Raw genomic sequence first — 21695 nt, 5'->3', positions numbered from 1 at the left:
ACTAAAGGTCCTCCGTGGTGACGGGGTAAACCGTGGCGGCAAGGCCACGCGTGGACAGGATGAGGGCATCGGAGAAGGGACCAGCCGAGATCCCCGCGGGCTCTTCCTCGCGATAGGACCCCACCCTGGCCTCGGACTCCGTGGGGCTCGCGCCCCATAGCACAACCTTTGAGGGTAACACCGGCGGTTGCTCGTCCACGAACGGGTCAAAGAAAAGATCCCGGGAGGGCTGGCGCTGCAGGATGGCGGCGCACTCCTGGCGCTCGACGGCCGCCGACGCGATCCCCCGCGCCGACCACACCCCCTGCACGAGCGACGCAATCGCCGGGTGGCCACTGTGCACAATGCTGTGGGAAGCGCAGAGATTGCGCAGCTGGCGGGCGCGGTTGGCGTCCTCGTCGCGCTCGGGGCTCAGGCGCGTGAGCTCCTCATCGACGCGCTCGGCGGCCTCGAGGAGCCGGTCCACCACGAACCCATCCCCCGCACTCATGAGCTCCGCGACGGCCACCACCGCGCTGAGCGCCCTGGCCGGGGAGCCCCATCCCGTGGCGCCCGTGGGGACGGGGAGGATCATCGTCTCATCCGGAGCCTCTTCCGTGACGGCGCCCGGGGCATCGACGAGCACCGTGGGCACTCCCCGGCGGGTAGCCTCCCGCACGGCATGCCATCGGTCCTGCTCACGGGCCTCGCCGAGGACGATGAGGACGTCGAGAACCCCGATGTACTCCGGGAGCGTCGGCACCACGACGACGGGGAAGGGCAGCGGGCTGAGCACCTGGACCGCGGCCTGCGCGGCGGCCCGGGCGATCGCGCCCGCCGCCACCACGATGAGGCTGCGCGGAGGCTCCCCCGGAAGCCCGCCGAACAGCCCCGATTCCACGGCCGAGGCGAGGGTCCGCACATAGGCGCCCTCGCAGGCGACGTCATAGAACTCTGCCAGTGGCTCACTCATGAGCCCCCAGGATAGTGTTTTAAGCGCGGATGATTCCGAGGATCTCTTCGCACAGCGCGTCCACCTCGGCGGCGCTGGGGGCCTCAACGTTGAGGCGCAGCAGTGGCTCCGTGTTGGAGGCGCGCACGTTAAACCACGCCGGCGTGCCGCGAAGCTCCACGGTCACGCCGTCCAGCCGATCCACCGACTCCGTCCGATCCGCGAAGGCCTCGACGACCGCCTCGGTGCGCCCCTTCTGGTCCTCCACCGTCGAGTTGATCTCCCCGGAGGCCTGATAGTGCTGGTAGCGGGCCATGAGCTCCGAGAGCGGCCCCTCCTGCTGGGCGAGCGCCGAGAGAACGTGGAGGGCCGCGAGGATGCCGGAGTCCGCGTTGAAGAACTCCGTGAAGTAGTAGTGCGCCGAGTGCTCCCCGCCGAAGACGGCGCCGGACTCCGCCATCGCCGCCTTGATGAAGGAATGCCCCACGCGCGTGCGCAGCGGCTTGCCGCCGTGCTCGCGGATGGTCTCCGGCACGGACTTGGAGGTGATGAGGTTGTGGATGATCGTGGCGCCGGGGTGCTTCTCCAGGTAGCGCTCGGCGATGAGCGCGCAAATCGCCGAGGGGCTCACCGGCTGGCCGAGCTCATCGACGACGAAGCAGCGGTCCGCATCCCCATCGAAGGCGAGGCCAATATCCGCCCCCGTGCGGCGGACGAAGTCCTGCAGGTCCACGAGGTTCTTCGGCTCCAGCGGATTCGCCTCGTGGTTGGGGAAGGTGCCGTCGAGTTCGAAGTAGAGCGGCTTGAGCTCAATCGGCAGCCCCTTGAGCACCGCCGGCACGGTGAGCCCGCCCATGCCGTTGGCGGCGTCGACGGCGACGACGAGCGGGCGCATCCCCGAGAGGTCCACGAGCGAGTGCAGGTGCTCGGCATAGGCCTCGAGCACGTCCTCCTCGCGGCGCTGCCCCGGCTGCCCCTCGTAGGCGGGGATGCCCTCCACGAGCATGGTGGTGATGTCCGCCAGGCCGGTGTCCTGCCCGATAGGGCGAGCGCCGGCGCGGCACATCTTCATGCCGTTGTAGCGTGCCGGGTTGTGGCTCGCGGTGAACATGACCCCCGCGCAGCCGCGCGAGCCGGAGGCGAAGTAGAGCTCGTCGGTGGAGGTGAGGCCGAGGTCGATGATGTCGATGCCCTGGCCCATTGCACCCTCCGCGCAGGCATCGACGAGCTCCGGGGAGCTTTCCCGCATGTCATGGCCGATGGCCAGGGTGCTCTCCCCCTCGGAGCGCAGGAGGGCGGCGAAGGCGGCGCCGATATCCCGGACGAGCTGAGCGTCGAACTTCTCCCCCACCACGCCGCGCACGTCATAGGCCTTGATGACGGAGGCGAGGTCTTCGCGCGTATACATCGACAGGGTCACATCCTTTGGGGTCGGCGTCATAAGCCCCCTTAGATTACCCCGCCGGGTGGATGCGTTCACTCCCCGGACAGCGCGGACGCCCCGGCTACTCGTCCTCCTCCAGGTCCGGGACGACGTAAAGATGCCCTCGACGACGCACCTTCTGCTGCGCCACCCGCTTGAGGCGATGGACCGGGTGGCTCGACGTCTCCGGGTCAGACCAATTCTCCTCCGGGGTCACCAAGCCGCTGCGGGGCCGGCCGCGGCCCGCTTCGCGCACGGCCTCGGCGAGCGCCGTGAGATCGTCATCATCCTCCTCGTCGATGCGATCCACCCGGAGCATCTCCCAGCCCAGCGGCACGGTGATCTTCTCCGCGTGCTCCGCGCAGAGATCCCAGCTGTGGGGATCCGGGGACTCGGCCAGGGGCCCCACTACAGCCGTCGACTCGCTGTAGGCATAGGTCAGCGTCGCGACGGCAGGACGATTACAGCCGGGGCGGCAACAACGGCGAAAGGAACTCACGCCCACCGAGTCTAGACCTGTACTTCAGGTTTTCAAGCCCTCCCCGCCGAGCGGCCCCGCAGAAGCGTGCTGCCGCGCGCCTCGGCCCGAGGCTCCCGCGCGGGCCTTAGAGTAGGGGGCATGCGCACTGCACCGTCTCGGGATCGTCATGGCCGCGGCCTTCGCGGGCCCCTCTTTCCGCACGCCGTGCCGCGCGCCCGCAGCCCGCGCGAGAAGTTCGACGCCCTGGTCCTCGAGGCCTACGCGCCCATCCACCATGCTTTCGCGGAGCAACTCCATGGGCTGGACATTGCGGTGGATACCATCCCCCGGATGCGGCTGAGCGCCGACATGACGGTGCTCCCCGACGAGATCTTTGCCGATGGCCCCGTTCCCCTCGGGCGCGTGATCCCCGCCGGCGTTGACGTGCGCGGCCGGCCAACCCGTGCCCGCATTGTCATCTTCCGACGCCCCATTGAGCAGCGCTCCCGCGATGCGCTCGAGCGGCGGGACCTCCTGGCCACTGTGCTCAGCGCGCTCGTCGCGGTCTATCTCAACGTGGACCCCCGGGATATCGACCCGCGCTTCGAGTACTAAGACTCCCCGGCTGAGCCGCTACTAGCCGATCTGACGCTTGAGGCGGCGACGCTCGCGGTCGGAGAGCCCTCCCCAGATTCCGAAGCGCTCATCGTGTTCGAGGGCGAATTCCAGGCATTCATCCCGGACCGGGCACGCCTTGCAGATGCGCTTGGCTTCCCGGGTGGATCCCCCCTTCTCCGGGAAGAAGGCCTCTGGATCCGTCTGCGCGCAGAGGGCCTGATCCTGCCACTCCTGCTCGACAGCCCCGAAGAGTTCTTCCAGGGTGAGTTCTGCACCCGCGCCCACACGGAGAACGGCGCCGTCAGTCACTTCATCCACGCCTGCATCCTTTCTCCGTTGGTCTTTGTCTGGATCGTGTGGCGGCTGGACCACTCGTCTGCCTCCCTCCATGGGGTCAACGAGGAGATAGCTCGCCTTACACCGTTGTGATTACACACTCCACCCTACATATCGTCAACCTTCGCACCCCGATCCCCTGCGTTTTTCACGCTTTCCCCACGTCACTATCCACACGCGTCACATCTTTAACAGCCCGGGGGTGAAGGTGGGGGTACTACATATAGTGCCCCCTGAAGAAATCGGCACAAGCCGCGTGTCGCTCCCCGCTTTCCCCGCCCCCGGGTGTGCGGCGTCCCGCACCACCCCGCGCCGGCATACGCCCCCGCCTCGGGGGCTCGACGCCCAGCTCAGCGCGTCGAACCCCCCTCCTCTAGGCATCTGAGGAGAAGCGAATCCCCTTGTCCGGGATGACCACGCCCGGCCACACGCGCATGCCGCTGCGCAGCTCACAGCGGGCGCCGATCTGCGCGCCCTCGCCGATGACGCAGTCGCTGATGCGGGCGTTCGCGCCGATCGTCGCCCCCGACGCGATGATGGAGTTCTGCACGCGGGCGCCCGGCTCGATGGTGACCCCATCGAAGATGACCGAGCCATCGATGCGGCAGCCGGCGGCGATCTCCGAGCCGCGGCCGACGACCGTGCCGCCGAAGAGGAACACGCCCTCGCGGACGCCGGCGGTCTCGTCCACCAGGGACTCCCCCGTCCGGCCCTCCAGCAGCGGCGAGTAGGCAATCCCGCGGACCAGGTCCGAGGAGCCGTGGATGAAGTCATCCGGGCGGCCCATGTCCCGCCAATAGGAGGTGTCCGCGTGGCCGATGACCCGGTAGCCCTCCTCGAGGAGCTTGGGGAAGACCTCGCGCTCCACCGAGACCGCGCGGCCCGCGGGGATCGTCTTCGCGATGAGCTCGCGGCGGAAGACGTAGCAGCCGGCGTTGATCTGGTCCGTCGGCGGATCCTCCGTCTTCTCGAGGAAGTTCATCACCTTGCCCTCGGAGTCCGTGGGCACGCAACCATAGGCCCGCGGGTCCGAGACGTGGACGAGGTGCATGGTGACGTCGGCGTCCTTGGCGGTGTGGGTCTCAATGAGCGCGGAGAGATCCGTGCCCGCCAGCACATCCCCGTTGAACACCATCACCGTGTCATGGCGCAGGCGGTCATAAACATTGCGGATGCCGCCACCCGTGCCCAGCGCCTGCTCCTCCACGACATACTCGATGTCCAGGCCAAACTCCGAGCCATCGCCGAAGTACTCCTCAAAGACCTCCGCCTTGTAGGAGGTCGAGAGCACGACGTGCTCAATGCCCGCAGCCTTGATCCGCGCGAGAAGGTGCTGCAGGAACGGGTAGCCGGCCGTCGGCAACATCGGCTTCGGCGTGTTCACCGTGAGCGGGCGCAGCCGCGTGCCACGGCCGCCGACGAGGATGACGGCATCAGTTTCAGCGAGAGTTGCCATTGTCTTGATCCCTCCGTGTGCTTAGTGAGAGTCCTCGGACGAGTGTCGATGGAGGGCGGCCCGCACGGCCAACCTTCCCCGCAGCCACAGCCCCACCCGGAGGGCGAGCCGCAGCGGAGCCTGCCACCAGTGCGGGTGGCGATCCGCCTGATAGCGGTACGCGCTCTCGTGGTGCGCCTTCAGCGTCAGCGCCGGGCGAGAACCCGCCGCGTGCCCCTTCGTGTGAGTGATCTCGGCGGTGGGACAAAAGATCGACGCCCACCCAGCGCGCTTCAGCCGGTCCCCGAGGTCCACATCCTCCATGTACATGAAGTAGCGCTCATCGAAGCCGCCCACGTCGCGCAGCGACTCCCGCCGCAGCAGCAGGCAGGAGCCCGAGAGCCATCCCGCTTCCCGCTCCACATCCATGCGGACATCATCACGGTAGGCGCGCGACCACGGATTCGACGGCCACACCGCCCCCAGCAGCGCATGTCCGATCCCGGTTCCCAGCGTGGGAAGCGCCCGGGCGGAGGGGTAGGCACTGCCATCGGCCTCGCGGATGCGCGGTCCCACGGCCCCGGCGTGCGGGTGCCGGCGCGCACACGCCAGCAGCTCATCGATGCTGCCGGGGTCGAAGGCCGCGTCCGGGTTAGCGATGAGCACGAACTCCGAGTCGATGCCGCGCCGGTCCAGATCGCGGACGGCCGCGTTGATCGCTGCGCCATACCCGATGTTGCCGCCCGTACGCAGCAGCTCGACGCCCTCGCCCACCGCGGCTTCCGGCGCGCCATCCGTCGACCCGTTATCGGCCATGATGACGAGCGTGGGCGCCGAGGTGGCGTCGGGAAGAGAATCGAGGAAGCTGCGCAGATAGGGTCCCGGCGAATACGTCACCGTGATGACCGGCAGCAAGGTCGACGAAGTACTCACAGTCCCAGCATCCTACCGGCGGGGACCACGCGTCCCGGGTTCCGCCACTCGGGAAAGCAACAGTAGTATTCTCTTCTGCAGAATTCCCCATTCCTTAACCGACGACGTGAGAGATTTCCGCTAGTGAACGAGCCGCACCGCCCAGTCCGGGACATCCAGGCTGCCCCCTCGACGACGCCCTCCCTCGCCCAGGCGGGATCGAAGCCCCTCAAGGTGACGCTGGCGGTCCTCGCCGTCTGCGTCCTGCTCATATCCGGGATCGGGTACGCGACGGTGGGGCGCGTCGGCAATGACGTGGCCAACGCCGGGAACCTCGCGCTCGGCGGGGGCAAGGGATCCCGCGCGGCCCAGGATGGGGCCACGGACATCCTGCTCGTGGGCTCGGACTCCCGCTCGGATGCGCAGGGCAATCGCCTCTCGCCCGAGGAAGTGGAGATGCTCCACGCCGGCGATGAGGAAGCCGACAACACCGACACGATGATGGTCATCCGCATCCCCAACGACGGCTCCTCCGCCACCGCCGTGTCCATCCCTCGTGACACCTATGTTCACGACGGCGAGAACGGCAACATGAAGATCAACGGGGTCTACGCGGCGCATAAGTATAAGGAGCAGGACCGTCTGCGCGCCGAAGCCCAAAACGGCGGCGAGGCGCTGAGCGACACCGAGATCGAAGCTCGCGGCAAGGTCGCCGGACGCCAGGGCCTCATCTCCGCGGTGGCGGACCTCACCGGCATCGAGGTTGATCACTATGCCGAGGTCGGGCTCCTCGGATTCGTGCTGCTCACCAACGCGGTGGGCGGCGTCGACGTCTGCCTCAACAACGCCGTGGACGACGAATTCTCCGGCGCCCACTTCCCCGCCGGGCGTCAGACGCTCCAGGGGCCGGAGGCGCTCGCCTTCGTCCGCCAGCGCCACGGCCTCCCGCGCGGTGACCTCGACCGCATCGTCCGCCAGCAGGCCTACATGGCCTCCCTGGTGAACAAGGTCCTCGCCGCCGGCACCCTCACCAACCCGACCAAGCTCAAGGACATGGGCGACGCCGTGCAGCGCTCCGTCGTTCTCGACGAAGGCTGGGACATCCTCAGCTTCGCCACCCAGCTCCAGGACCTGGCCGGCGGAAACGTCCAGTTCAACACCATCCCGGTGACCTCCCTCGACGGCACGGGAGACTACGGCGAGTCCATCGTCACCGTGGACACCAACGAGGTCCACCGCTTCATGAAGGACCTGCTCGGCGACAAGGAGGGGAACAAGCCCTCCGAGGAGGCCGCCCCCGCCCCCGCGGAGAACAACCCGGCGCTCAGTGAGGGCCTCCACAACGCGAAGATCCGCATCCTCAACGCCGGCTCCACCTCCGGGCTGGCGGGCTTCCTCCAGGACAAGCTCACCGAGGAGAACCTCACCGTCACGGAGACCGGCAACGCCGAGCCCTCCCAGTACGCCAACAGCCAGGTGCACGTCGCGCCCGGCCTGGAGGAGGACGGCCGCTCCCTCGCCGACTACCTCGGCGGCATGGAGGTCATTACCGATGACTCTCTCGAACCTGGCAGCATCCTCCTCATTGCGCACGATGACTACCACGGCCCCGGCTCCAGCGGCATGTTCGGCGAGAGCCCGAGCAATGTCGTGGGCCAGCCCGGCTCCGAGATGGGCGAGGAGTCCGTCTCCCCGCAGATCGACGCCGGCGGCGACGGGCCGCGCTGCGTGAACTAACGCAACGAGACATCCAGGGGGCCGCAGGAGCGGTCCCCTTCCATCCCCTTGAGGACGTTCTCCGCGGAGATAAGGCACATGGGGATGCCGACGCCCGGCCGCGTCGTCGCCCCCGCGTACCAGAGGTTGGCGACCTTCGCGCTGCGCACCGCGCCCCGGAAGAAGGCGGACTGGCGCAGCGTGTGCGCCGGACCAATGGCCCCACCCGACTGGGCGTGGTGTTGCTCCAGGAAATCCAGCGGGCCGAGGCTCCGGCTCACCACCACGCGCTCGGCCAGATCGGGGATCCCCGCCCACTTCGCGATGAGCGCGAGGACCTCCCGCTGGATGTGGGCCACCGCCGGGGAGGCCTCCGGGTGGTGGAGGTCCCCGTGGCCCAGGCGGGGGTCGGCCGGCACGGGAACGAGGATGAAGAGATTCTCATGCCCCGCCGGGGCCACGTCCCGCTCCGTCTTCGAGGTGACGGAGACGTAAATAGACCGGGACCAGGGCACCTCACTGGCAAGATCAGTCCGCGGATCCCAGCGCATCGGGCGGCGGACCTGCGCAAAGTCCTTCTCCCACTCCCGGCGGAAGAAGAGATTATGGTGGCGCAGCTGCGGCAGCTCGCCCCGCACCCCCGCCATGACCAGCACCGTCCCGATCCCCGGGTTCTGCTTCTCAAAGTGGCGCGGCCCCCACGTGCGCTGGGCCGGGGGCAGCAGATCGAGCTCGCTGTGACGGCGGTCCACCGTCGAGACCACATGGTCGGCAGGAATGTCCTCAACGGCGCCGTCCTCGCGGCGGATGCGCACGCCCCGAACCTGGCCGTGTGGAGTGGTGAGGATCCGCGTGGCCTCGGTCCGCTGGAGGAAGCGCACGCCGCGCTCCTCGGCGAGGCGCCGGACGCTCGCCATGACCGCCGCGAAGCCGCCCTGCGGGTAGCGCACTCCTTGGACGAGGTCCGTGTGGCTCATGAGGTGGTAGAGCGCCGGGACGGTGCGCGGCTCCCCCGAGAGGAACACCGCGGGGTAGGTGAGCAGCTGGCGCAGGCGCGTGTCGTGGACCTGGCGGTGGACCCAGCCCTCCAGGGACGTGCTGAGCAGCCGGAGGAGGAGCAGCGCGCGGCGCGCCACGGAAAGGTGCAGGAACGGCGCCGGGGACTCGAAGGTGGTGTAGAGGAAGCGTCGGCACGCAATGTCGTAAAACTCCCCCGCCTGCGCGAGGTAGGAGCGCATCACCGCCCCCGCGCCCGGCTCCAGGGACTCCGCGAGCGCCGCGACCTCCTCCTTCCCGTGCGGGATGTCCAGCGGGGCGCAGCCCTCGGGGAAGAATCGATAGCCGGGGTCAAGGCGCTCGAGCTCGAGTTCCTTCTCCGCCGACGTTCCCAGCAGCGCATAAAAGTGCTCGAAGGCATCGGGCATGAGGTACCACGAGGGGCCCGTGTCCCAGCGGAAGCCCGGGTGCTCCGGCAGGGTGAGGACCCCGGCGCGCCCGCCCGGGCGCTCGCCGCGGTCGACGACGCTCACCTGGGCGCCCCGATCCGCCAGGAGGGTGGCGGTAGCCAGGCCCGAGGCCCCCGCCCCGATGACCACCACCTGGGCGCCGGCAATCTTAGTCATCCTCTGTTCTCCTTCGTGTGAGATTGTTCGCCTGGCTCCGCGTCAGGGCGCGGCTCAGGGTGCGGGCCCCGGCGCTGGCCAGGGTGCGCGCCGCGATGCCCAGCTTGCCCGGCGCGCTCACCCGCACCCGCGAGCCCAGGAGCTGATCCGGAGGGGTCTGGGCCAGGCGCTCCGCCACCTGTTCGAAGAGGTGCGTGACCGTCCACACCGCGGGCTGGCAGGGGCCGGGCAGCAGCGGGATGGCTGCGCGGGCCGCCGCCAGGTCCTCCTCGATCTCCGCGATCCAGCGGTGGATGGCCGCCTCGGAGGGCGGGTAGGCACCGCAGCCGGGGAGGTACATGCGCCCCAGGTGCTCATAGTCTTTGCCCACGTCGCGGAGGAAATTGATCTTCTGGAACGCCGCGCCGAGGGCGCGTGCGCCGTGCTCGAGTGTCGCCCGCTCCTCTGGGCTGCGGGTATCACCGCTGCGAGAGCTGGGCGCGTGGGTTGGCGTCGTCGTCCCCTCGGAGGCGGGAGTATCGGAGGCGGAGGCCTCGAAGACGGCGAGGCAGAGGAGGCCGATGACCTCGGCGGATCCGTAGATGTACGCGCGGATCTGCTCCTCATCGAAGCGGGCGGGGCCGGAGCGAATGTCCATCCGCATGGAGCGGAAGAAGGCGCGCAGGTGCTCCTCCTGGAAGCGGCAGCGGCGGGCTGTTTCCGCATAGGCGTGGAGGACGGGGTCGGTGTGGAAGGGGCGCGAGGGCGCCGCGCACACCTGCTCCTCGTAGGCATCGAGGGCCGCGCGGATCTCCTCGAGGCTGAGGCCCGCCTCGGCGGCCGCGCCGTCGACGATCTCATCCGCGATGCGCACCACCGCGTAGAGATGGGCGATGTCCTGTCGCACACGAGGCGGGAGGAGCCGCGATCCCAACCCGAAGCTGGAGGAATAGTCGCGAATGATGTGCTGGGCTGCGTGCCCGGCGGCGCGGCTCCACGTCTCCGCATCGAGGTGTGGGTGTGTGGGCTCGGGCATGGTTCTACCGTACCCTGGGGCTCATGACACTCCTCTCTCAGCTCCTGGCGGATGACCCGGCGTCTCCTCGCCTCAGCGTCTATGACGAGGCCTCCGGGGCGCGCCTCGATTTTTCCGCGCAGACGCTCGACAATTGGACCTCCAAGGTCGGCAATCTTCTGCTCGAGGAGTTCGACGCCCAGCCCGGCGCCACCCGCGTCGAGCTGCGCCTTCCCTCGGGCTGGCAGGCGGTGGCGCTGGTCCTCGGGGCGCTGAGCGCGGGCTGCGAGGTGGTGCTCGGTGAGCATGGTGCCCCCACCGAGGCGGATGTTCTCTTCTGCTCCCTCGACGCGGCGGATGAGGATGTGCCCGCCGCCGAGGCTGCTGGCTCTGAGCTCGTCGTCCTCACCGCCGATCCGCTGGGCCGCGGCGTGGAGGAGATCGGCGAGGAGCTCCCCTCGCTCGACGCCATCGACTTCGGGCCCACCGTACGCTCCTACGGCGACCAGTTCGTCGAGCCCTGCCCCACCCTCGCCGAGGCCTGGGCCGCGCACACAAACGCCCCGCTTCCCCCCGCCGAGCGCTACCTCTGCACCGGCTGGAGCTCCACCGAGGAGCTCTGGTCCCGGGTCCTGGGCCCCCTCGCCGCGGGCGGGAGCGTGGTCATCGCCGCTGGGCTGCGCCCCGCGGAGGAGCTGGAGCGCATCGCCCGCGCGGAGAAGGTCACCGCCCGACTGTGAAGATCCCCCTCAGCCTCGCGGGGCTGACGGCCCTCGCGCTGGCCGCCCTCTCCCTCCTGGATCCCGGCGCTGCCGGGGATTACCTCGCGCGCATCGCCCCCGTTCTGGGCTTCGCGACGTTCATGGCGATCATCGTCAACCTCGCCGACGCCGCCGGCACCTTCGATGAGCTCCTCCACCGACTCCACGCCCGGCGCCCCGCCGGCGGCTGGGCCCTCATCATCGGATTGAGCCTGCTCAGCACGGTGTTTTTCTCCTTGGACACGACGGCCGTCCTCGTCACCCCGGTGGCCCTCGTGCTGGCCAGGCACGCCCGGATCCCGGCGCTCGCGGCAGGCCTGGCGGTGATCTGGATGGCGAACCTCGGCTCGCTCCTCCTACCGATCTCCAACCTCACCAACCTGCTCGCCGTCCAAACCGAGCACGGCCCCTCCCCTGCCGATTTCCTCTCCCTGTCCTGGGCTCCCGCGCTTGTCCTCGCGCTTCTTGCCGCGGGCGGGCCGCTGCTCATCTCGCGCTGGGCTGGGCGTCGAACCCCCGTGGCAGGCAGCTCCCCTGCGGAGGAGTCGCAGGCCACCGCACCTCAGCCCGGCGGGGCGGGCGGATCGGCAGGGTGGGAGGTCGCCTGCCACGGGATTCTCATCCTCGTGCTGCTGCCGGTGTTGCTCTCCCCGCTGCCGGTGTGGCTGAGCGCCGGCGTGGCCGCGGCGTGCAGCGTCATCATTACTCTCGTGTTCCGCCCGGGGAGCCTGCGCGCGGACGCCGTGCCCTGGGGCTCGATGGCGTTCATCCTGGCCCTCACGTCCTGGGCGGCGCTCATTCACCGCCTCGGGGCGCTCGATGCGCTCCTCTCCCCCCTCGCCCATGCCGAGGGGGCGACGCAGGCGTGGCTGCTCGGCGGCGTGGGGGCGCTCGCGGCGAACCTCATCAACAACATCCCGGCCTATCTGGCGCTGGAGCCCGCTGCCTCCTCGCCGGAGGCGCTCATGGCGCTGCTCATCGGCGTGAATGCGGGGCCGGTGGTGAGCCCGTGGGCTTCCCTCGCCACCCTTCTGTGGGCGGATCAGATGAAGCGCCGCGGAGTGCCCATCGGATGGGGGCTCTTCGCGGCGCTCGGTGTGCCCCTCTGCCTGCTGGGTGTGGGCGGGGCACTCGGCGTTCTTCTGGCTGTTTCCGGTATCTCCTAGGGATCTTTTCAGAATCCTCCTCAGAGGCGGTGAGGCGGCGTGGGTCGACGTCGCTCTACTTGGAGAACACCCCGATGATCTCGTTCACACAGATGATGACGAAGAGCACGGAGATCACGCCCATGAGGAGGTTGACAAACCAGCCATTGCGCCAGGGCTTCGGCGTGTGCTTCGTGTTGAGAAGGATGAGGAGCGTGAGCCCGAGGAAGGGCATGAAGAGTGCGCCGAGGACGCCGTAGGACAGGATGAGAAGCGTCGGCTTCCCGAGGAAGTGGAGGATCATCGGCGGGAAGGTGAGCCACAGGATGTAGAAGCGGAAGTAGGACCCACCCACGTGGACGCGGGGATCATCCTGATCGAGGTGGCGCAGGTGGCCGACGTAATCGGCGAACATGAGGGAGACGCCATTCCACACGCCGAGGATGGAGGAGAAGGCCGCGGCGAGGAAGCCGATGAGGTAGATGGTGCAGATGGTGGAGCCATAGCGATCTTCCAGCACCTTTGCCAGGTCAAGGAGGCCGGCATCCGAGCTGCGGACCGCAATGTTCGCGGTGTACAGGAGGTCACCGCCGATGATGAGCATGGAGATCACAAAGATGCCGGTCACCAGGTAGGCCACCGTGTTATCCCAGCGCATGATGTTCATCCACTGCGGACCGTGCCAGCCCTTCTCCCGGAACCAGTAGCCGTAGGCCGCCAGCGTGATCGTGCCGCCGATGCCTCCGGCCAGGGAGAGCACGTAGACGAAGGAGCCCTCCGGGAGCGTGGGCACGAGGCCGGTGAGGATCTCCGGAAGGTGAGGCAGCGAGAGCGTCGCGATGCCGACGACGGTGAGGAACATGATGAGCACCATCGCGGACATGAGCTTCTCAATGAAGCGGTAGCGGCCGAACCACGCCATGACGAAGGTGATGAGGCCCGCGACGATCGCCCAGACCTTGAGATCCACCGAGGGGAAGAGCGCACCGAGCGGGAGCGCCACGCCGCTCGTACCCGCGGCGCCGTACACAAAGCCCCAAATGATGATGTACGGGGCAAAGTACCAGCTGGTCCACGCACCGAGGCTCCGCCACCCGTGGAACATCGTATTCCCCGTGGCGAGGGTGTAACGGCCCACACCCTCGACGAGGACGATCTTCATCACCGTTCCCACAATGCACGCCCAGAGGAGGGCATAGCCAAATTTCTGCCCGGCAACGAGGGTGGCGACGAGATCGGCCCCACCGACGCCCGTCGCCGCAGCCACCAGGCCGGGGCCAATGACCTTCCAGCGCCCTTTCGCGGGCGGGGTGGTCTCTTCTATCGGGGTTGATGTCGTCTCAGCCACGCTCATACCTCCTAGCACGAGAGCTGGTGTGATGGGGAACACTACGGAGACTATCGGATGACAGGTACAGTTTCAAGGCCCAAATGTGATCACCCCCACCGAATTGGCGGAGGTCTGATATTTTTCTACGTATGGCCTCCGTGAGCTTCGACAACGTCACCATCCGCTATCCCGGCGCCGAGTCGCCCACCGTCACCGACTTCACTCTCACCATCGGGGATGGGGAGTTCCTTGTCCTCGTCGGCCCCTCTGGCTGCGGAAAGTCCACCACCCTGCGCGCCCTCGCGGGGCTGGAGCCCGTGGCGGGAGGAAGCATTCATATCGGGGAGCGCGATGTCACGGGAGTTGACCCCGCCGAGCGCGATGTCGCCATGGTCTTCCAGAACTACGCCCTCTACCCCCATATGAGCGTGGCGAAGAACATGGGCTTCTCCCTCTCCCTGAAGAAGGTCCCCAAGAACGAGATCGACGCCAAGGTGAAGGAAGCGGCCGCGCTCCTCGGCCTCGAGGAGTACCTCGACCGCCGCCCCAAGGACCTCTCGGGCGGGCAACGTCAGCGCGTCGCCATGGGGCGCGCCATTGTCCGCAACCCCCAGGTCTTCCTCATGGATGAGCCGCTCTCCAACCTCGACGCCAAGCTTCGCGTCCAAACCCGCACGGAACTCGCCGCTCTCCAGCGGCGCCTCGGCACCACGACCGTCTACGTCACCCACGACCAGGTCGAAGCCATGACGATGGGCGATCGCGTCGCCGTCCTTCGCGACGGCACCCTCCAGCAAGTCGCCCCGCCGCGCGAGCTCTACCAGCGCCCCACCAACGCCTTTGTCGCAGGATTCATCGGGTCCCCCGCCATGAACCTGCTCCCCACGCACGACGCCCAGCGCGGCGACATCACCCTCGGCGTCCGCCCCGAGCACGTGCGCGTGCTCCGCCCCGAGCACGGTGAGCAGGCCCCGGCGGGGCATCCCACCGTCGAGGCCACCGTCGACATCGTCGAGGAGCTCGGCTCCGAAAGCTATGTCTATGCACACAGCGAGGACTTCCCCGGAGCCACCCTCATCGCCCGGCTGGCCGAGGATCACCTCCCCGCCCGCGGCGAGCACGTCGCACTGACTTTCTCCCCCGACCAGGTCCATCACTTCGACCGCCGCACCGGGGAACGCATCGAATAGGAAGGACCCGGCAGCCCGAACAGCACAGCGGCACGGTGAAGACCCCCTCGCGGGGGTGCTAACCGGGTGTACCGCGATATAGATTTTTCCGGAATACTAGTGAAAGAATCCTCACAGGAAAGGTGTCACCCATGACCAAACGACTCGCCTTCACGAGTGGAACCGTGCTCGCCGCTGCCGTGCTTGCCGGTTCCTTAGCTTTGACCGGCTGCTCCTCCTCCTCGGAGAACGGTGGCCAGGCAGCGCCCTCCGTCGAGAACACCGATGGCCGCGGCCCCATCACCTTCGCGATGGGCAAGAACGACATTGACCTCATCAAGCCCATCGCCGAGAAGTGGAACAAGGAGCACGCCGACGAGCAGGTCACCATCCACGAGCTCGCCGGTGAAGCCGATGACCAGCGCGACACCCTCGTGCAATCCCTCCAGGCCGGCAACTCCGAGTACGACGTCATGGCTCTCGACGTCGTCTGGACCGCGGACTTCGCCGCGAACCAGTGGCTGGCCCCGTTGACCGGCGACCTCGAGGTCGATACCTCCGGCCTGCTGCCGGCCACCGTGGACTCCGCCACCTACAACGGCACGCTCTACGCCCTGCCGCAGAACACCAACGGCCAGCTCCTCTACCGCAACACGGACCTCGTGGGCGAGAAGCCCGAGAACTGGTCGCAGCTGAAGAAGTCCTGCGAGGATCGCAAGGACGCCGCCAAGGAGAAGGACTGCCTCGTCCTCCAGCTCAAGCAGTATGAGGGGCTCACGGTGAACACCGCGGGCTTCATGGAAGGCTGGGGTGGCTCCATCCTCAAGGACGACGGCACCCCGAACGTCGAGGCCCAGGGATCCAAGGATGGCCTCCAGGCCATGGTGGACGGGCTGAAGGACAACACCATCGCCAAGTCCTCCCTCTCCGCCACGGAGGAGGAGACCAACCAGGCCTTCGTCGGTGGGGACACCGCCTACGCGGTGAACTGGCCGTACATGTACACCAACGCGGTGGAGGCCGGCCTCCCCGTGGAGGTGCAGCCGCTCGTCGGTAAGGATGGCGTGGGCGTGTCCACCCTCGGTGGCTACAACAACGGCATCAACATCCACTCCGAGCACAAGGCCACCGCTCGGGACTTCATCTCCTTCATCATCACCGAGGACAACCAGCGCTCCTTCGCGGAGAACTCCTTCCCGCCGGTGCTCGCGTCCATCTACGATGATCAGGCACTCATCGACAAGTACCCCTACTTGCCGGCACTGAAGCTCTCCCTCGAGAACGCCGTGCCGCGCCCGGTGAGCCCCTACTACACCGCGATCTCCAAGGCCATCCAGGACAACGCCTACGCTGCGCTGAATGGCAACCGCTCGGTGGATGAGGTCACCGCCGATATGTCCGCGGCCATCACCAACGCCGCCGGCTAAGACCACGCGGGGCACCCGCGCACGCGCCCGCACTGCCCTTCCGGAGTGCGGGCTTCACACTGTTAAGGAGCAGACTGTCATGGGGAAAACCAGACAGCTGAAGTCAGCCGCCCTCCTCATCGCGCCGACGCTCATCGTTCTTGCCATCGTCATTGGCTACCCGATCGTCCGCGCCGTCTTCCTGTCCTTCCAGGCAGATAAGACACTCGATCCCGCCACAGGCCTCTTCACCACGGGGGGCTTCGCCGGCTTCGAGCACTACCTCTATTGGCTCACCCAACGCTGTATGACACCCCGTGGCACGGTGGGTACCTGCCCGCCCGGGGTCCTCGCCACGGACTTCTGGCCCTCCCTGCGGGTCACCCTCTTCTTCACCGTGGTGACGGTGGCCCTGGAGACGGTCCTCGGCATGGCGATGGCCCTCATCATGAACCGCGAATTCCGCGGTCGGGGCCTGGTCCGCGCCGCGGTCCTCGTCCCCTGGGCCATCCCCACGGCCGTCACCGCGAAGCTCTGGCAGTTCCTCTTCGCGGACCGCGGCCTCATCAACTCCCTGCTCCCCTCCCCCGTCGCCTGGACCACCGATCCGTGGGCGGCGCGCACCGCCGTCATCATCGCCGACGTCTGGAAGACCACCCCCTTCATGGCGCTGCTCATCCTCGCCGGCCTGCAGATGATCCCGCGGGAAGTCTACGAGGCCGCCCGCGTCGACGGCGCACGCTGGTGGCAGACCTTCACCCGCATCACGCTGCCGCTGGTCAAGCCCGCCCTCATGGTCGCCATCCTCTTCCGCACCCTCGACGCACTGCGCATGTACGACCTGCCGGTCATCATGATCTCCCCCTCGGCGAACTCCCCGACGGCCACGATCTCCCAGCTCGTCGTCAGCGACCTGCGCCAGAACAACTTCAACTCGGCTTCGGCTCTCTCCACGTTGATCTTCCTGCTCATCTTCGCCGTGGCCTTCATCATGATCCGCTTCCTCGGGGCTGATGTGTCCGGCTCCGGGGACAAGAAGAAAATCTCGTGGTGGCGTCGTCGCCGCCGCACCACCCCCGCCGCTGCGGAACAGGAGGTCTCCGCATGACACCCACTCGTCGTTCGCTCATCGGCAACTACATCGGGGTGATTCTCATCCTTGTGTGGGGGCTGGCGCCTTTCTACTGGATGGTGGTCACCGCGCTGCGCGAATCGCAGTACACCTTCGACACCACTCCCTGGCCCACGCACCTCACGCTCCAGAACTTCTCGGACGCGCTGTCGACCTCCACCGGGAATAACTTCCTAGGAGCAATCGGGAACTCCCTGCTCATCAGTCTCGCGACGACGATCCTCGCCGTCGCCCTCGGCGTGTTCACCGCCTATGCGCTCGCCCGGCTGGACTTCCCCGGAAAGGGCGTGGTCACCGGCATCATCCTCGCGGCCTCGATGTTCCCCGGGATCGCCCTCGTCACGCCGCTCTTCCAGCTCTTCGGGGACCTCAACTGGATCGGCACCTACCAGGCGCTCATCATCCCGAACATCTCCTTCGCGCTGCCGCTCACGGTGTACACCCTCGTCTCCTTCTTCCGGCAGCTCCCGTGGGAGCTGGAGGAGGCCGCCCGGGTCGACGGCGCCCGCCGCGGCCAGGCCTTCTTCAAGGTCCTCCTCCCCCTCGCGGCCCCGGCCCTCTTCACGACGGCCATCCTCGCGTTCATCGCCACATGGAACGAGTTCATGCTGGCCCGGCAGCTGTCCACCGTCGCCACGGAGCCGGTGACCGTCGCCATCGCCCGCTTCTCCGGGCCCAGCCAGTTCGAGTTCCCCTACGCGGCCATCATGGCGGCCGGCTCGCTCGTCACCGTGCCGCTCATCATCATGGTGCTCGTGTTCCAGCGCCGCATCGTGGCGGGTCTCACCGCCGGCGGCGTGAAAGCATAATGGCCCCCGAGGGCTCCGAGCAGCGGCGCCGTGCACTGTGCAGCGAGGCAGTGCTCGGCTTCCTCGGGACATTCGCGTTCCTCGCGCTCGTGCAGGCGGTGCTCAACGTACTGAGCCCCGAACCCCAGATCTGGCCGGGCATCCTCGTCCTGCTGTTGTGCCTCGCCACCTGGGGGTGGTGGCGACGCCACCGGGCCCGCTACAGCTCCCGCCCCAGCGCTCGGGCCCGGCGCACAAAAGACGGCTAGCTCTCCGCCTCCGCATCATCCCCGCCGAGCAGCCGGGCGCGCAGCCGCTCATCCTTCTTCTCCACCTCGGCGGCCATGTTCGCCTGGTAGGTGGCCATCTTCTCCACGAGCTCCGGGGAGCCGGCGCCCAGGATCCGGACGGCCAGGAGGCCGGCGTTCTTCGCCCCGCCGATGGACACCGTCGCCACCGGAACCCCGCCGGGCATCTGCACGATGCTGAGCAGGGAATCCAGGCCATCGAGGTCCTTCAGTGCCCGCGGGATCCCAATCACCGGCAGCGGGGTGGCCGCCGCCACCATGCCCGGCAGGTGCGCGGCGCCGCCCGCGCAGGCGATGATGCAGCGGATGCCCCTCTCGTGCGCGCTCTTCGCGTAATTGAGCATCTTCTCCGGCGTGCGGTGCGCGGAGACGACACCCACCTCAAAGGGGACGCCAAACTCGGCGAGGACCTCGGCGGCCGGGGCCACGGTGTCCCAGTCCGAGTCGGACCCCATAATCAATCCCACCTGCGGGTTCATGCTGTGCTCCTTCTACTCGTTCTCGTCATCATCGGCCCAGCGGGCGTGGACCAGGAAGTCAGCGGCAAGCCGCGCCTGCTCCCGAGTGGTGGCCACGTCATCCCCGCAGAGGTTGACGTGCCCGATCTTGCGCCCGGGGCGGTGCGTCTTGCCGTAGAGGTGGATCTTCGCCTCGGGGAAGCGGCGCCAGACCTCGGACATGCGCTCGCTCATCGGCATCGCGGGATCCTCCGCGCCCCCGAGGACATTCGTCATCACGGTGACCGGCGCGAGGGTGGCCGTCGAGCCCAAAGGACGATCCGTCACGGCCCGGAGGTGCTGCTCGAACTGGCTGGTCACGCAGCCGTCCTGGGTCCAGTGGCCGGTGTTGTGGGGGCGCATGGCCAGCTCGTTGACGGAGATGGCGGGCTGGCCGGCCTCGTCGAGGTATTCGAAGAGCTCGACGGCGAGCACCCCGGTCACCCCCAGCTCCTTCGCGATACGCACCGCCAGGTCCTGGGCCCGGCGCGCCAACTCCTGGCTGAGCCCCGGGGCCGGCGCGACGGCTTCGGCGCAGATGCCGTCGCTCTGCACGGACTCGACGACCGGCCACGCGCGCACCTCCCCTGAGGGCCGACGCGCCACCATGGCGGAGAGCTCCCGGGTGAGCGCCACCTTCTGCTCCCCCATGAGCGGGGTGCCCTTCTCCAGGAGGGTGCCCACGAGCTCGGCGAGCTCCTCCTCGCTGTGCGGGAACCACACGCCGTGGCCGTCATAGCCACCACGGCAGGCCTTGAGGCACACCTTCCCGCCCACGGCCTCCCAGAAGGCGCAGGCGTCCTCGACGCTCGCAATCGCCGCGAAGGGCGGGACGGGGGCGCCGATCTCGCGGAGCTTCTTCCGCATGACGAGCTTGTCCTGGGCGTGGACGAGGGCCTCGGGCCCCGGCTGGACGTTGACGCCCTCCGCGATGAGCTGGTGGAGGTGCTCGGTGGGCACGTGCTCGTGGTCGAAGGTGACCGCCTGCGCGCCCGTGGCGGCACGGCGGAGGTCATCGATGTCGGTGTAATCGCCGAGCACGCAGTCGGCGACGACCTGGGCGGCGGAGGCGTCCCGCGCCCCCGCGAGCAGACGCAGCGACTGCCCCAACTCGATGGCGGCTGTCTGCATCATGCGCGCGAGCTGCCCATCCCCAATAACGCTCACGACGGGAACGCCGGGGGCATGGGCGGGGTGCTGCTCCGCGGACTCGGCGGACACAGCGGAATCGTTCGAAGAGCCAGTCGATGTAGTCACGCCCTCACTATACGGTGTGTGTCCAGGGCGCTTGGGGCTCCCCCGGGGCTCGCGCGGCGCTCCGCCGGCGTCGCGGCGGTGTCGCGCGGCGCTCACCACTCCTGGACGGAGGGCCAGGCGGGCCGGGATTCCTCGATGAGCGCTACGGTCTTCTTCGCCTTGGGCACGTCCGGGAAGTAGAGCGGCCGCTGGTAGCCAACGAGGGCGAGGGAAATGCCGCGGCGCTTGCGGCTCGCCCCGCGAACATCCCGCAGCGCGATGCTGTCCAAGGGGGCGCGCAACTTGGGGGCGCGGACGAGAATCCGCTGGTTGGTGACGATGAATCGCTGCCGCCGCGAACGCAGAAGCGGCAGGAGGAAACGCCAGCAGGCCACGAGCATCCAGCAGAGGACCACGAGGTTGCGCTGGTGCACGTCCAGCGCCAGGTGCCCGGCATCGATCCAGCCGATCCCGATCCAAAACGCCCCGGTCAGCGCGAAGAGTTCCAGGGCCGGATAGGTGAGCGTGCGCAGCGGGGCGGTCAAGTCCGCGCGCACCACCTCACCGGGTCCCAGCCGAAAATCTCCCATGGAGGGTGAGTCTACTGGGTGCCCGCCGGTTGGCCCCAAGTCCTAGGCGTAATCGCTCGTGCGACGGCGGACGTGCGTGACATCGCCCGCGGAGATCTCGCTGAGATCCCCGGCTACGGTGCGCAGGTGGAGGCGGCCGTCGTCGCCCACGGACTCGACGCGACCCTCGACGGTCCCGGTGGGGGCCTCGACCCGCACGTCCGCGCCGAGGGTGGCGCACACCTCCCGATATTCGGCCATGAGCGCGGGAATCTCCCCGTATTCCCACTGACGGAGGCGCTCGTCGAGGTGCCGGAGTGTGGCGAGGGCGACGGCCTGCGGGGTGCTCTCGACACCGTGGAGGAGGAGCGAGGTGGCGTGCGGGACGGGCAGGTCCTCCTCGCGCAGGGAGATGTTGATGCCGAATCCGGTGACGATGCGCGGGGCGTCGGGGAAGCCGGTTCCCTCGGCGAGGATGCCGCAGAGTTTCTTTCCCTCCCACAGCACGTCATTGGGCCATTTGAGCTGGATGAGGCGGGCGGCCTCCTCCCCGCGCTGCGCGCGAACGACATCGCGCAACCCTTCGAGGATCCCGAGGCCCGTCGCGAGCGGTAGCGTGCCGATCCGCTCGCACTGGCTGAGGCTCGGGCGAAGGAGCACGGAACAGGCCAGAACCGCGCCGCGCGGGGCGATCCACGCCCGACCCATCCGGCCGCGCCCGTGCGTCTGCGAGGCGGTCATGAGGACGGAGCGCGGCGGGGCGAGGGCGTCGTCGAGGAGGTCGGCGTTGGTGGAGCCGGTTTCATCCACGGCCGCGATGCGGCGGTATCCGCCGAGGGCCGCGCGCAGTTCGCCAAGGTCAAAGGCTGTCATAGACCCGCAGTCTAGCCGCCGAGGCGCTGTGGTG

22 protein-coding genes are annotated in these 21695 nt (G+C 68.3%); 9 read left to right on the top strand and 13 right to left on the bottom strand.

What is annotated here, in order from left to right:
* Window position 1: 1 nt before the first annotated feature.
* The 3 genes from L1O03_RS02535 to L1O03_RS02525 all read right to left on the bottom strand — a co-directional run bounded on the left by L1O03_RS02535 (window position 2) and on the right by L1O03_RS02525 (window position 2853).
* Complete coding sequence (locus tag L1O03_RS02535; protein ID WP_236117832.1) at window positions 2-952, bottom strand: hypothetical protein; 951 nt, start codon at window positions 950-952, stop codon at window positions 2-4.
* Window positions 953-971: 19 nt separating this feature from the next.
* Entirely contained in the window at window positions 972-2339 is a 1368-nt protein-coding gene (locus tag L1O03_RS02530) for a phosphomannomutase/phosphoglucomutase (protein WP_236117831.1), read from the bottom strand.
* Between the two features lie 97 nt (window positions 2340-2436).
* Window positions 2437-2853: a DUF3499 domain-containing protein gene (locus tag L1O03_RS02525; RefSeq protein ID WP_236117830.1), complete on the bottom strand. Its 417-nt coding sequence runs from the start codon at window positions 2851-2853 to the stop codon at window positions 2437-2439.
* 120 nt (window positions 2854-2973) lie between these two features.
* On the opposite strand from L1O03_RS02525, the gene L1O03_RS02520 reads away from it, so the two are divergent.
* The gene (locus L1O03_RS02520; protein WP_236117829.1) at window positions 2974-3429 is read left to right on the top strand and encodes a metallopeptidase family protein; all 456 of its coding nucleotides are present in this window, start codon (window positions 2974-2976) and stop codon (window positions 3427-3429) included.
* Window positions 3430-3450: 21 nt separating this feature from the next.
* Here L1O03_RS02520 and L1O03_RS02515 read toward each other — a convergent pair whose 3' ends face one another.
* From L1O03_RS02515 to L1O03_RS02505, 3 genes are all read right to left on the bottom strand, one after another.
* The gene (locus L1O03_RS02515) at window positions 3451-3741 is read right to left on the bottom strand and encodes a WhiB family transcriptional regulator (protein ID WP_420830282.1); all 291 of its coding nucleotides are present in this window, start codon (window positions 3739-3741) and stop codon (window positions 3451-3453) included.
* A gap of 400 nt (window positions 3742-4141) precedes the next feature.
* Entirely contained in the window at window positions 4142-5224 is a 1083-nt protein-coding gene (gene manB / locus L1O03_RS02510) for a mannose-1-phosphate guanylyltransferase (protein WP_236117828.1), read from the bottom strand.
* 21 nt (window positions 5225-5245) lie between these two features.
* A complete protein-coding gene (locus L1O03_RS02505; RefSeq protein ID WP_236117827.1) occupies window positions 5246-6136 on the bottom strand; it encodes a glycosyltransferase family 2 protein in 891 nt (296 codons plus the stop codon).
* A gap of 123 nt (window positions 6137-6259) precedes the next feature.
* Here L1O03_RS02505 and L1O03_RS02500 point away from each other — a divergent pair, with 123 nt between their 5' ends.
* Window positions 6260-7852 (top strand): LCP family protein, encoded by a 1593-nt coding sequence (locus L1O03_RS02500; RefSeq protein WP_236117826.1) that lies wholly within the window; start codon window positions 6260-6262, stop codon window positions 7850-7852.
* Here L1O03_RS02500 and crtI read toward each other — a convergent pair.
* Both crtI and L1O03_RS02490 read right to left on the bottom strand, forming a co-directional pair.
* Window positions 7849-9453: a phytoene desaturase family protein gene (gene crtI, locus L1O03_RS02495; protein WP_236117825.1), complete on the bottom strand. Its 1605-nt coding sequence runs from the start codon at window positions 9451-9453 to the stop codon at window positions 7849-7851. The genes L1O03_RS02500 and crtI overlap by 4 nt on opposite strands.
* On the bottom strand, window positions 9446-10468 hold the full coding sequence (locus L1O03_RS02490) for a phytoene/squalene synthase family protein (RefSeq protein WP_236117824.1): 1023 nt from the start codon (window positions 10466-10468) through the stop codon (window positions 9446-9448). The genes crtI and L1O03_RS02490 overlap by 8 nt, the downstream gene beginning before the upstream one ends.
* 23 nt (window positions 10469-10491) lie before the next feature.
* Between L1O03_RS02490 and L1O03_RS02485 the strand changes: the two genes are divergently transcribed.
* Together L1O03_RS02485 and L1O03_RS02480 are read left to right on the top strand one after the other, a co-directional pair.
* The gene (locus tag L1O03_RS02485) at window positions 10492-11187 is read left to right on the top strand and encodes a TIGR03089 family protein (protein WP_236117823.1); all 696 of its coding nucleotides are present in this window, start codon (window positions 10492-10494) and stop codon (window positions 11185-11187) included.
* Window positions 11184-12374: an ArsB/NhaD family transporter gene (locus tag L1O03_RS02480; protein WP_236117822.1), complete on the top strand. Its 1191-nt coding sequence runs from the start codon at window positions 11184-11186 to the stop codon at window positions 12372-12374. Before L1O03_RS02485 ends, L1O03_RS02480 begins: the two co-directional genes overlap by 4 nt.
* A gap of 55 nt (window positions 12375-12429) precedes the next feature.
* Here L1O03_RS02480 and L1O03_RS02475 read toward each other — a convergent pair whose 3' ends face one another.
* Window positions 12430-13707: an Nramp family divalent metal transporter gene (locus tag L1O03_RS02475; RefSeq protein ID WP_420830268.1), complete on the bottom strand. Its 1278-nt coding sequence runs from the start codon at window positions 13705-13707 to the stop codon at window positions 12430-12432.
* A gap of 125 nt (window positions 13708-13832) precedes the next feature.
* Here L1O03_RS02475 and L1O03_RS02470 point away from each other — a divergent pair, with 125 nt between their 5' ends.
* The 5 genes from L1O03_RS02470 (at window position 13833) to L1O03_RS02450 (ending at window position 18447) form a co-directional block, all read left to right on the top strand.
* The gene (locus L1O03_RS02470; protein ID WP_236117820.1) at window positions 13833-14873 is read left to right on the top strand and encodes an ABC transporter ATP-binding protein; all 1041 of its coding nucleotides are present in this window, start codon (window positions 13833-13835) and stop codon (window positions 14871-14873) included.
* Between the two features lie 131 nt (window positions 14874-15004).
* Window positions 15005-16279 carry an ABC transporter substrate-binding protein gene (locus L1O03_RS02465; RefSeq protein ID WP_236117819.1) on the top strand — a complete coding sequence of 425 codons (1275 nt, stop codon included), beginning with the start codon at window positions 15005-15007 and terminating at the stop codon, window positions 16277-16279.
* Window positions 16280-16358: 79 nt separating this feature from the next.
* On the top strand, window positions 16359-17366 hold the full coding sequence (locus L1O03_RS02460; RefSeq protein WP_236117818.1) for a carbohydrate ABC transporter permease: 1008 nt from the start codon (window positions 16359-16361) through the stop codon (window positions 17364-17366).
* Window positions 17363-18199 carry a carbohydrate ABC transporter permease gene (locus L1O03_RS02455; RefSeq protein ID WP_236117817.1) on the top strand — a complete coding sequence of 279 codons (837 nt, stop codon included), beginning with the start codon at window positions 17363-17365 and terminating at the stop codon, window positions 18197-18199. Before L1O03_RS02460 ends, L1O03_RS02455 begins: the two co-directional genes overlap by 4 nt.
* Window positions 18199-18447 (top strand): hypothetical protein, encoded by a 249-nt coding sequence (locus tag L1O03_RS02450; protein WP_236117816.1) that lies wholly within the window; start codon window positions 18199-18201, stop codon window positions 18445-18447. The genes L1O03_RS02455 and L1O03_RS02450 overlap by 1 nt, the downstream gene beginning before the upstream one ends.
* On the opposite strand, the gene purE is transcribed toward L1O03_RS02450, so the two are convergent.
* The 4 genes from purE to L1O03_RS02430 form a co-directional block, all read right to left on the bottom strand.
* Window positions 18444-18965, bottom strand: coding sequence for a 5-(carboxyamino)imidazole ribonucleotide mutase (gene purE / locus L1O03_RS02445; protein ID WP_236117815.1), 522 nt, complete (start codon window positions 18963-18965; stop codon window positions 18444-18446). The two genes, L1O03_RS02450 and purE, sit on opposite strands and share 4 nt — an antisense overlap.
* Window positions 18966-18977: 12 nt before the next feature.
* The gene (locus L1O03_RS02440) at window positions 18978-20204 is read right to left on the bottom strand and encodes a 5-(carboxyamino)imidazole ribonucleotide synthase (protein ID WP_236118049.1); all 1227 of its coding nucleotides are present in this window, start codon (window positions 20202-20204) and stop codon (window positions 18978-18980) included.
* A 128-nt stretch (window positions 20205-20332) separates the two neighbouring features.
* Window positions 20333-20809, bottom strand: a complete 477-nt coding sequence (locus L1O03_RS02435; protein ID WP_236117814.1) for a hypothetical protein — start codon at window positions 20807-20809, stop codon at window positions 20333-20335.
* Window positions 20810-20851: 42 nt separating this feature from the next.
* The gene (locus L1O03_RS02430) at window positions 20852-21661 is read right to left on the bottom strand and encodes a biotin--[acetyl-CoA-carboxylase] ligase (RefSeq protein ID WP_236117813.1); all 810 of its coding nucleotides are present in this window, start codon (window positions 21659-21661) and stop codon (window positions 20852-20854) included.
* Between the last annotated feature and the right edge of the window lie 34 nt (window positions 21662-21695).

Source organism: Corynebacterium uropygiale (assembly GCF_021568315.1).
In the GTDB taxonomy this organism is placed as follows: domain Bacteria; phylum Actinomycetota; class Actinomycetes; order Mycobacteriales; family Mycobacteriaceae; genus Corynebacterium; species Corynebacterium uropygiale.
Note: the sequence above shows the minus strand (reverse complement) of the source record. Positions and strands in the feature narration are given on the sequence as shown.

Excerpts from the sequence above, each read along its gene's own strand:
- L1O03_RS02535 (WP_236117832.1), bottom strand. The coding sequence starts at position 952 with ATGAGTGAGCCACTGGCAGAGTTCTATGACGTCGCCTGCGAGGGCGCC.
- L1O03_RS02530 (WP_236117831.1), bottom strand. The coding sequence starts at position 2,339 with ATGTATACGCGCGAAGACCTCGCCTCCGTCATCAAGGCCTATGACGTG.
- L1O03_RS02520 (WP_236117829.1), top strand. The coding sequence starts at position 2,974 with ATGCGCACTGCACCGTCTCGGGATCGTCATGGCCGCGGCCTTCGCGGG.
- manB (WP_236117828.1), bottom strand. The coding sequence starts at position 5,224 with ATGGCAACTCTCGCTGAAACTGATGCCGTCATCCTCGTCGGCGGCCGT.
- crtI (WP_236117825.1), bottom strand. The coding sequence starts at position 9,453 with ATGACTAAGATTGCCGGCGCCCAGGTGGTGGTCATCGGGGCGGGGGCC.
- L1O03_RS02490 (WP_236117824.1), bottom strand. The coding sequence starts at position 10,468 with ATGCCCGAGCCCACACACCCACACCTCGATGCGGAGACGTGGAGCCGC.
- L1O03_RS02485 (WP_236117823.1), top strand. The coding sequence starts at position 10,492 with ATGACACTCCTCTCTCAGCTCCTGGCGGATGACCCGGCGTCTCCTCGC.
- L1O03_RS02475 (WP_420830268.1), bottom strand. The coding sequence starts at position 13,707 with ATGAGCGTGGCTGAGACGACATCAACCCCGATAGAAGAGACCACCCCG.
- L1O03_RS02470 (WP_236117820.1), top strand. The coding sequence starts at position 13,833 with ATGGCCTCCGTGAGCTTCGACAACGTCACCATCCGCTATCCCGGCGCC.
- L1O03_RS02465 (WP_236117819.1), top strand. The coding sequence starts at position 15,005 with ATGACCAAACGACTCGCCTTCACGAGTGGAACCGTGCTCGCCGCTGCC.
- L1O03_RS02460 (WP_236117818.1), top strand. The coding sequence starts at position 16,359 with ATGGGGAAAACCAGACAGCTGAAGTCAGCCGCCCTCCTCATCGCGCCG.
- L1O03_RS02455 (WP_236117817.1), top strand. The coding sequence starts at position 17,363 with ATGACACCCACTCGTCGTTCGCTCATCGGCAACTACATCGGGGTGATT.
- L1O03_RS02450 (WP_236117816.1), top strand. The coding sequence starts at position 18,199 with ATGGCCCCCGAGGGCTCCGAGCAGCGGCGCCGTGCACTGTGCAGCGAG.
- purE (WP_236117815.1), bottom strand. The coding sequence starts at position 18,965 with ATGAACCCGCAGGTGGGATTGATTATGGGGTCCGACTCGGACTGGGAC.
- L1O03_RS02435 (WP_236117814.1), bottom strand. The coding sequence starts at position 20,809 with ATGGGAGATTTTCGGCTGGGACCCGGTGAGGTGGTGCGCGCGGACTTG.
- L1O03_RS02430 (WP_236117813.1), bottom strand. The coding sequence starts at position 21,661 with ATGACAGCCTTTGACCTTGGCGAACTGCGCGCGGCCCTCGGCGGATAC.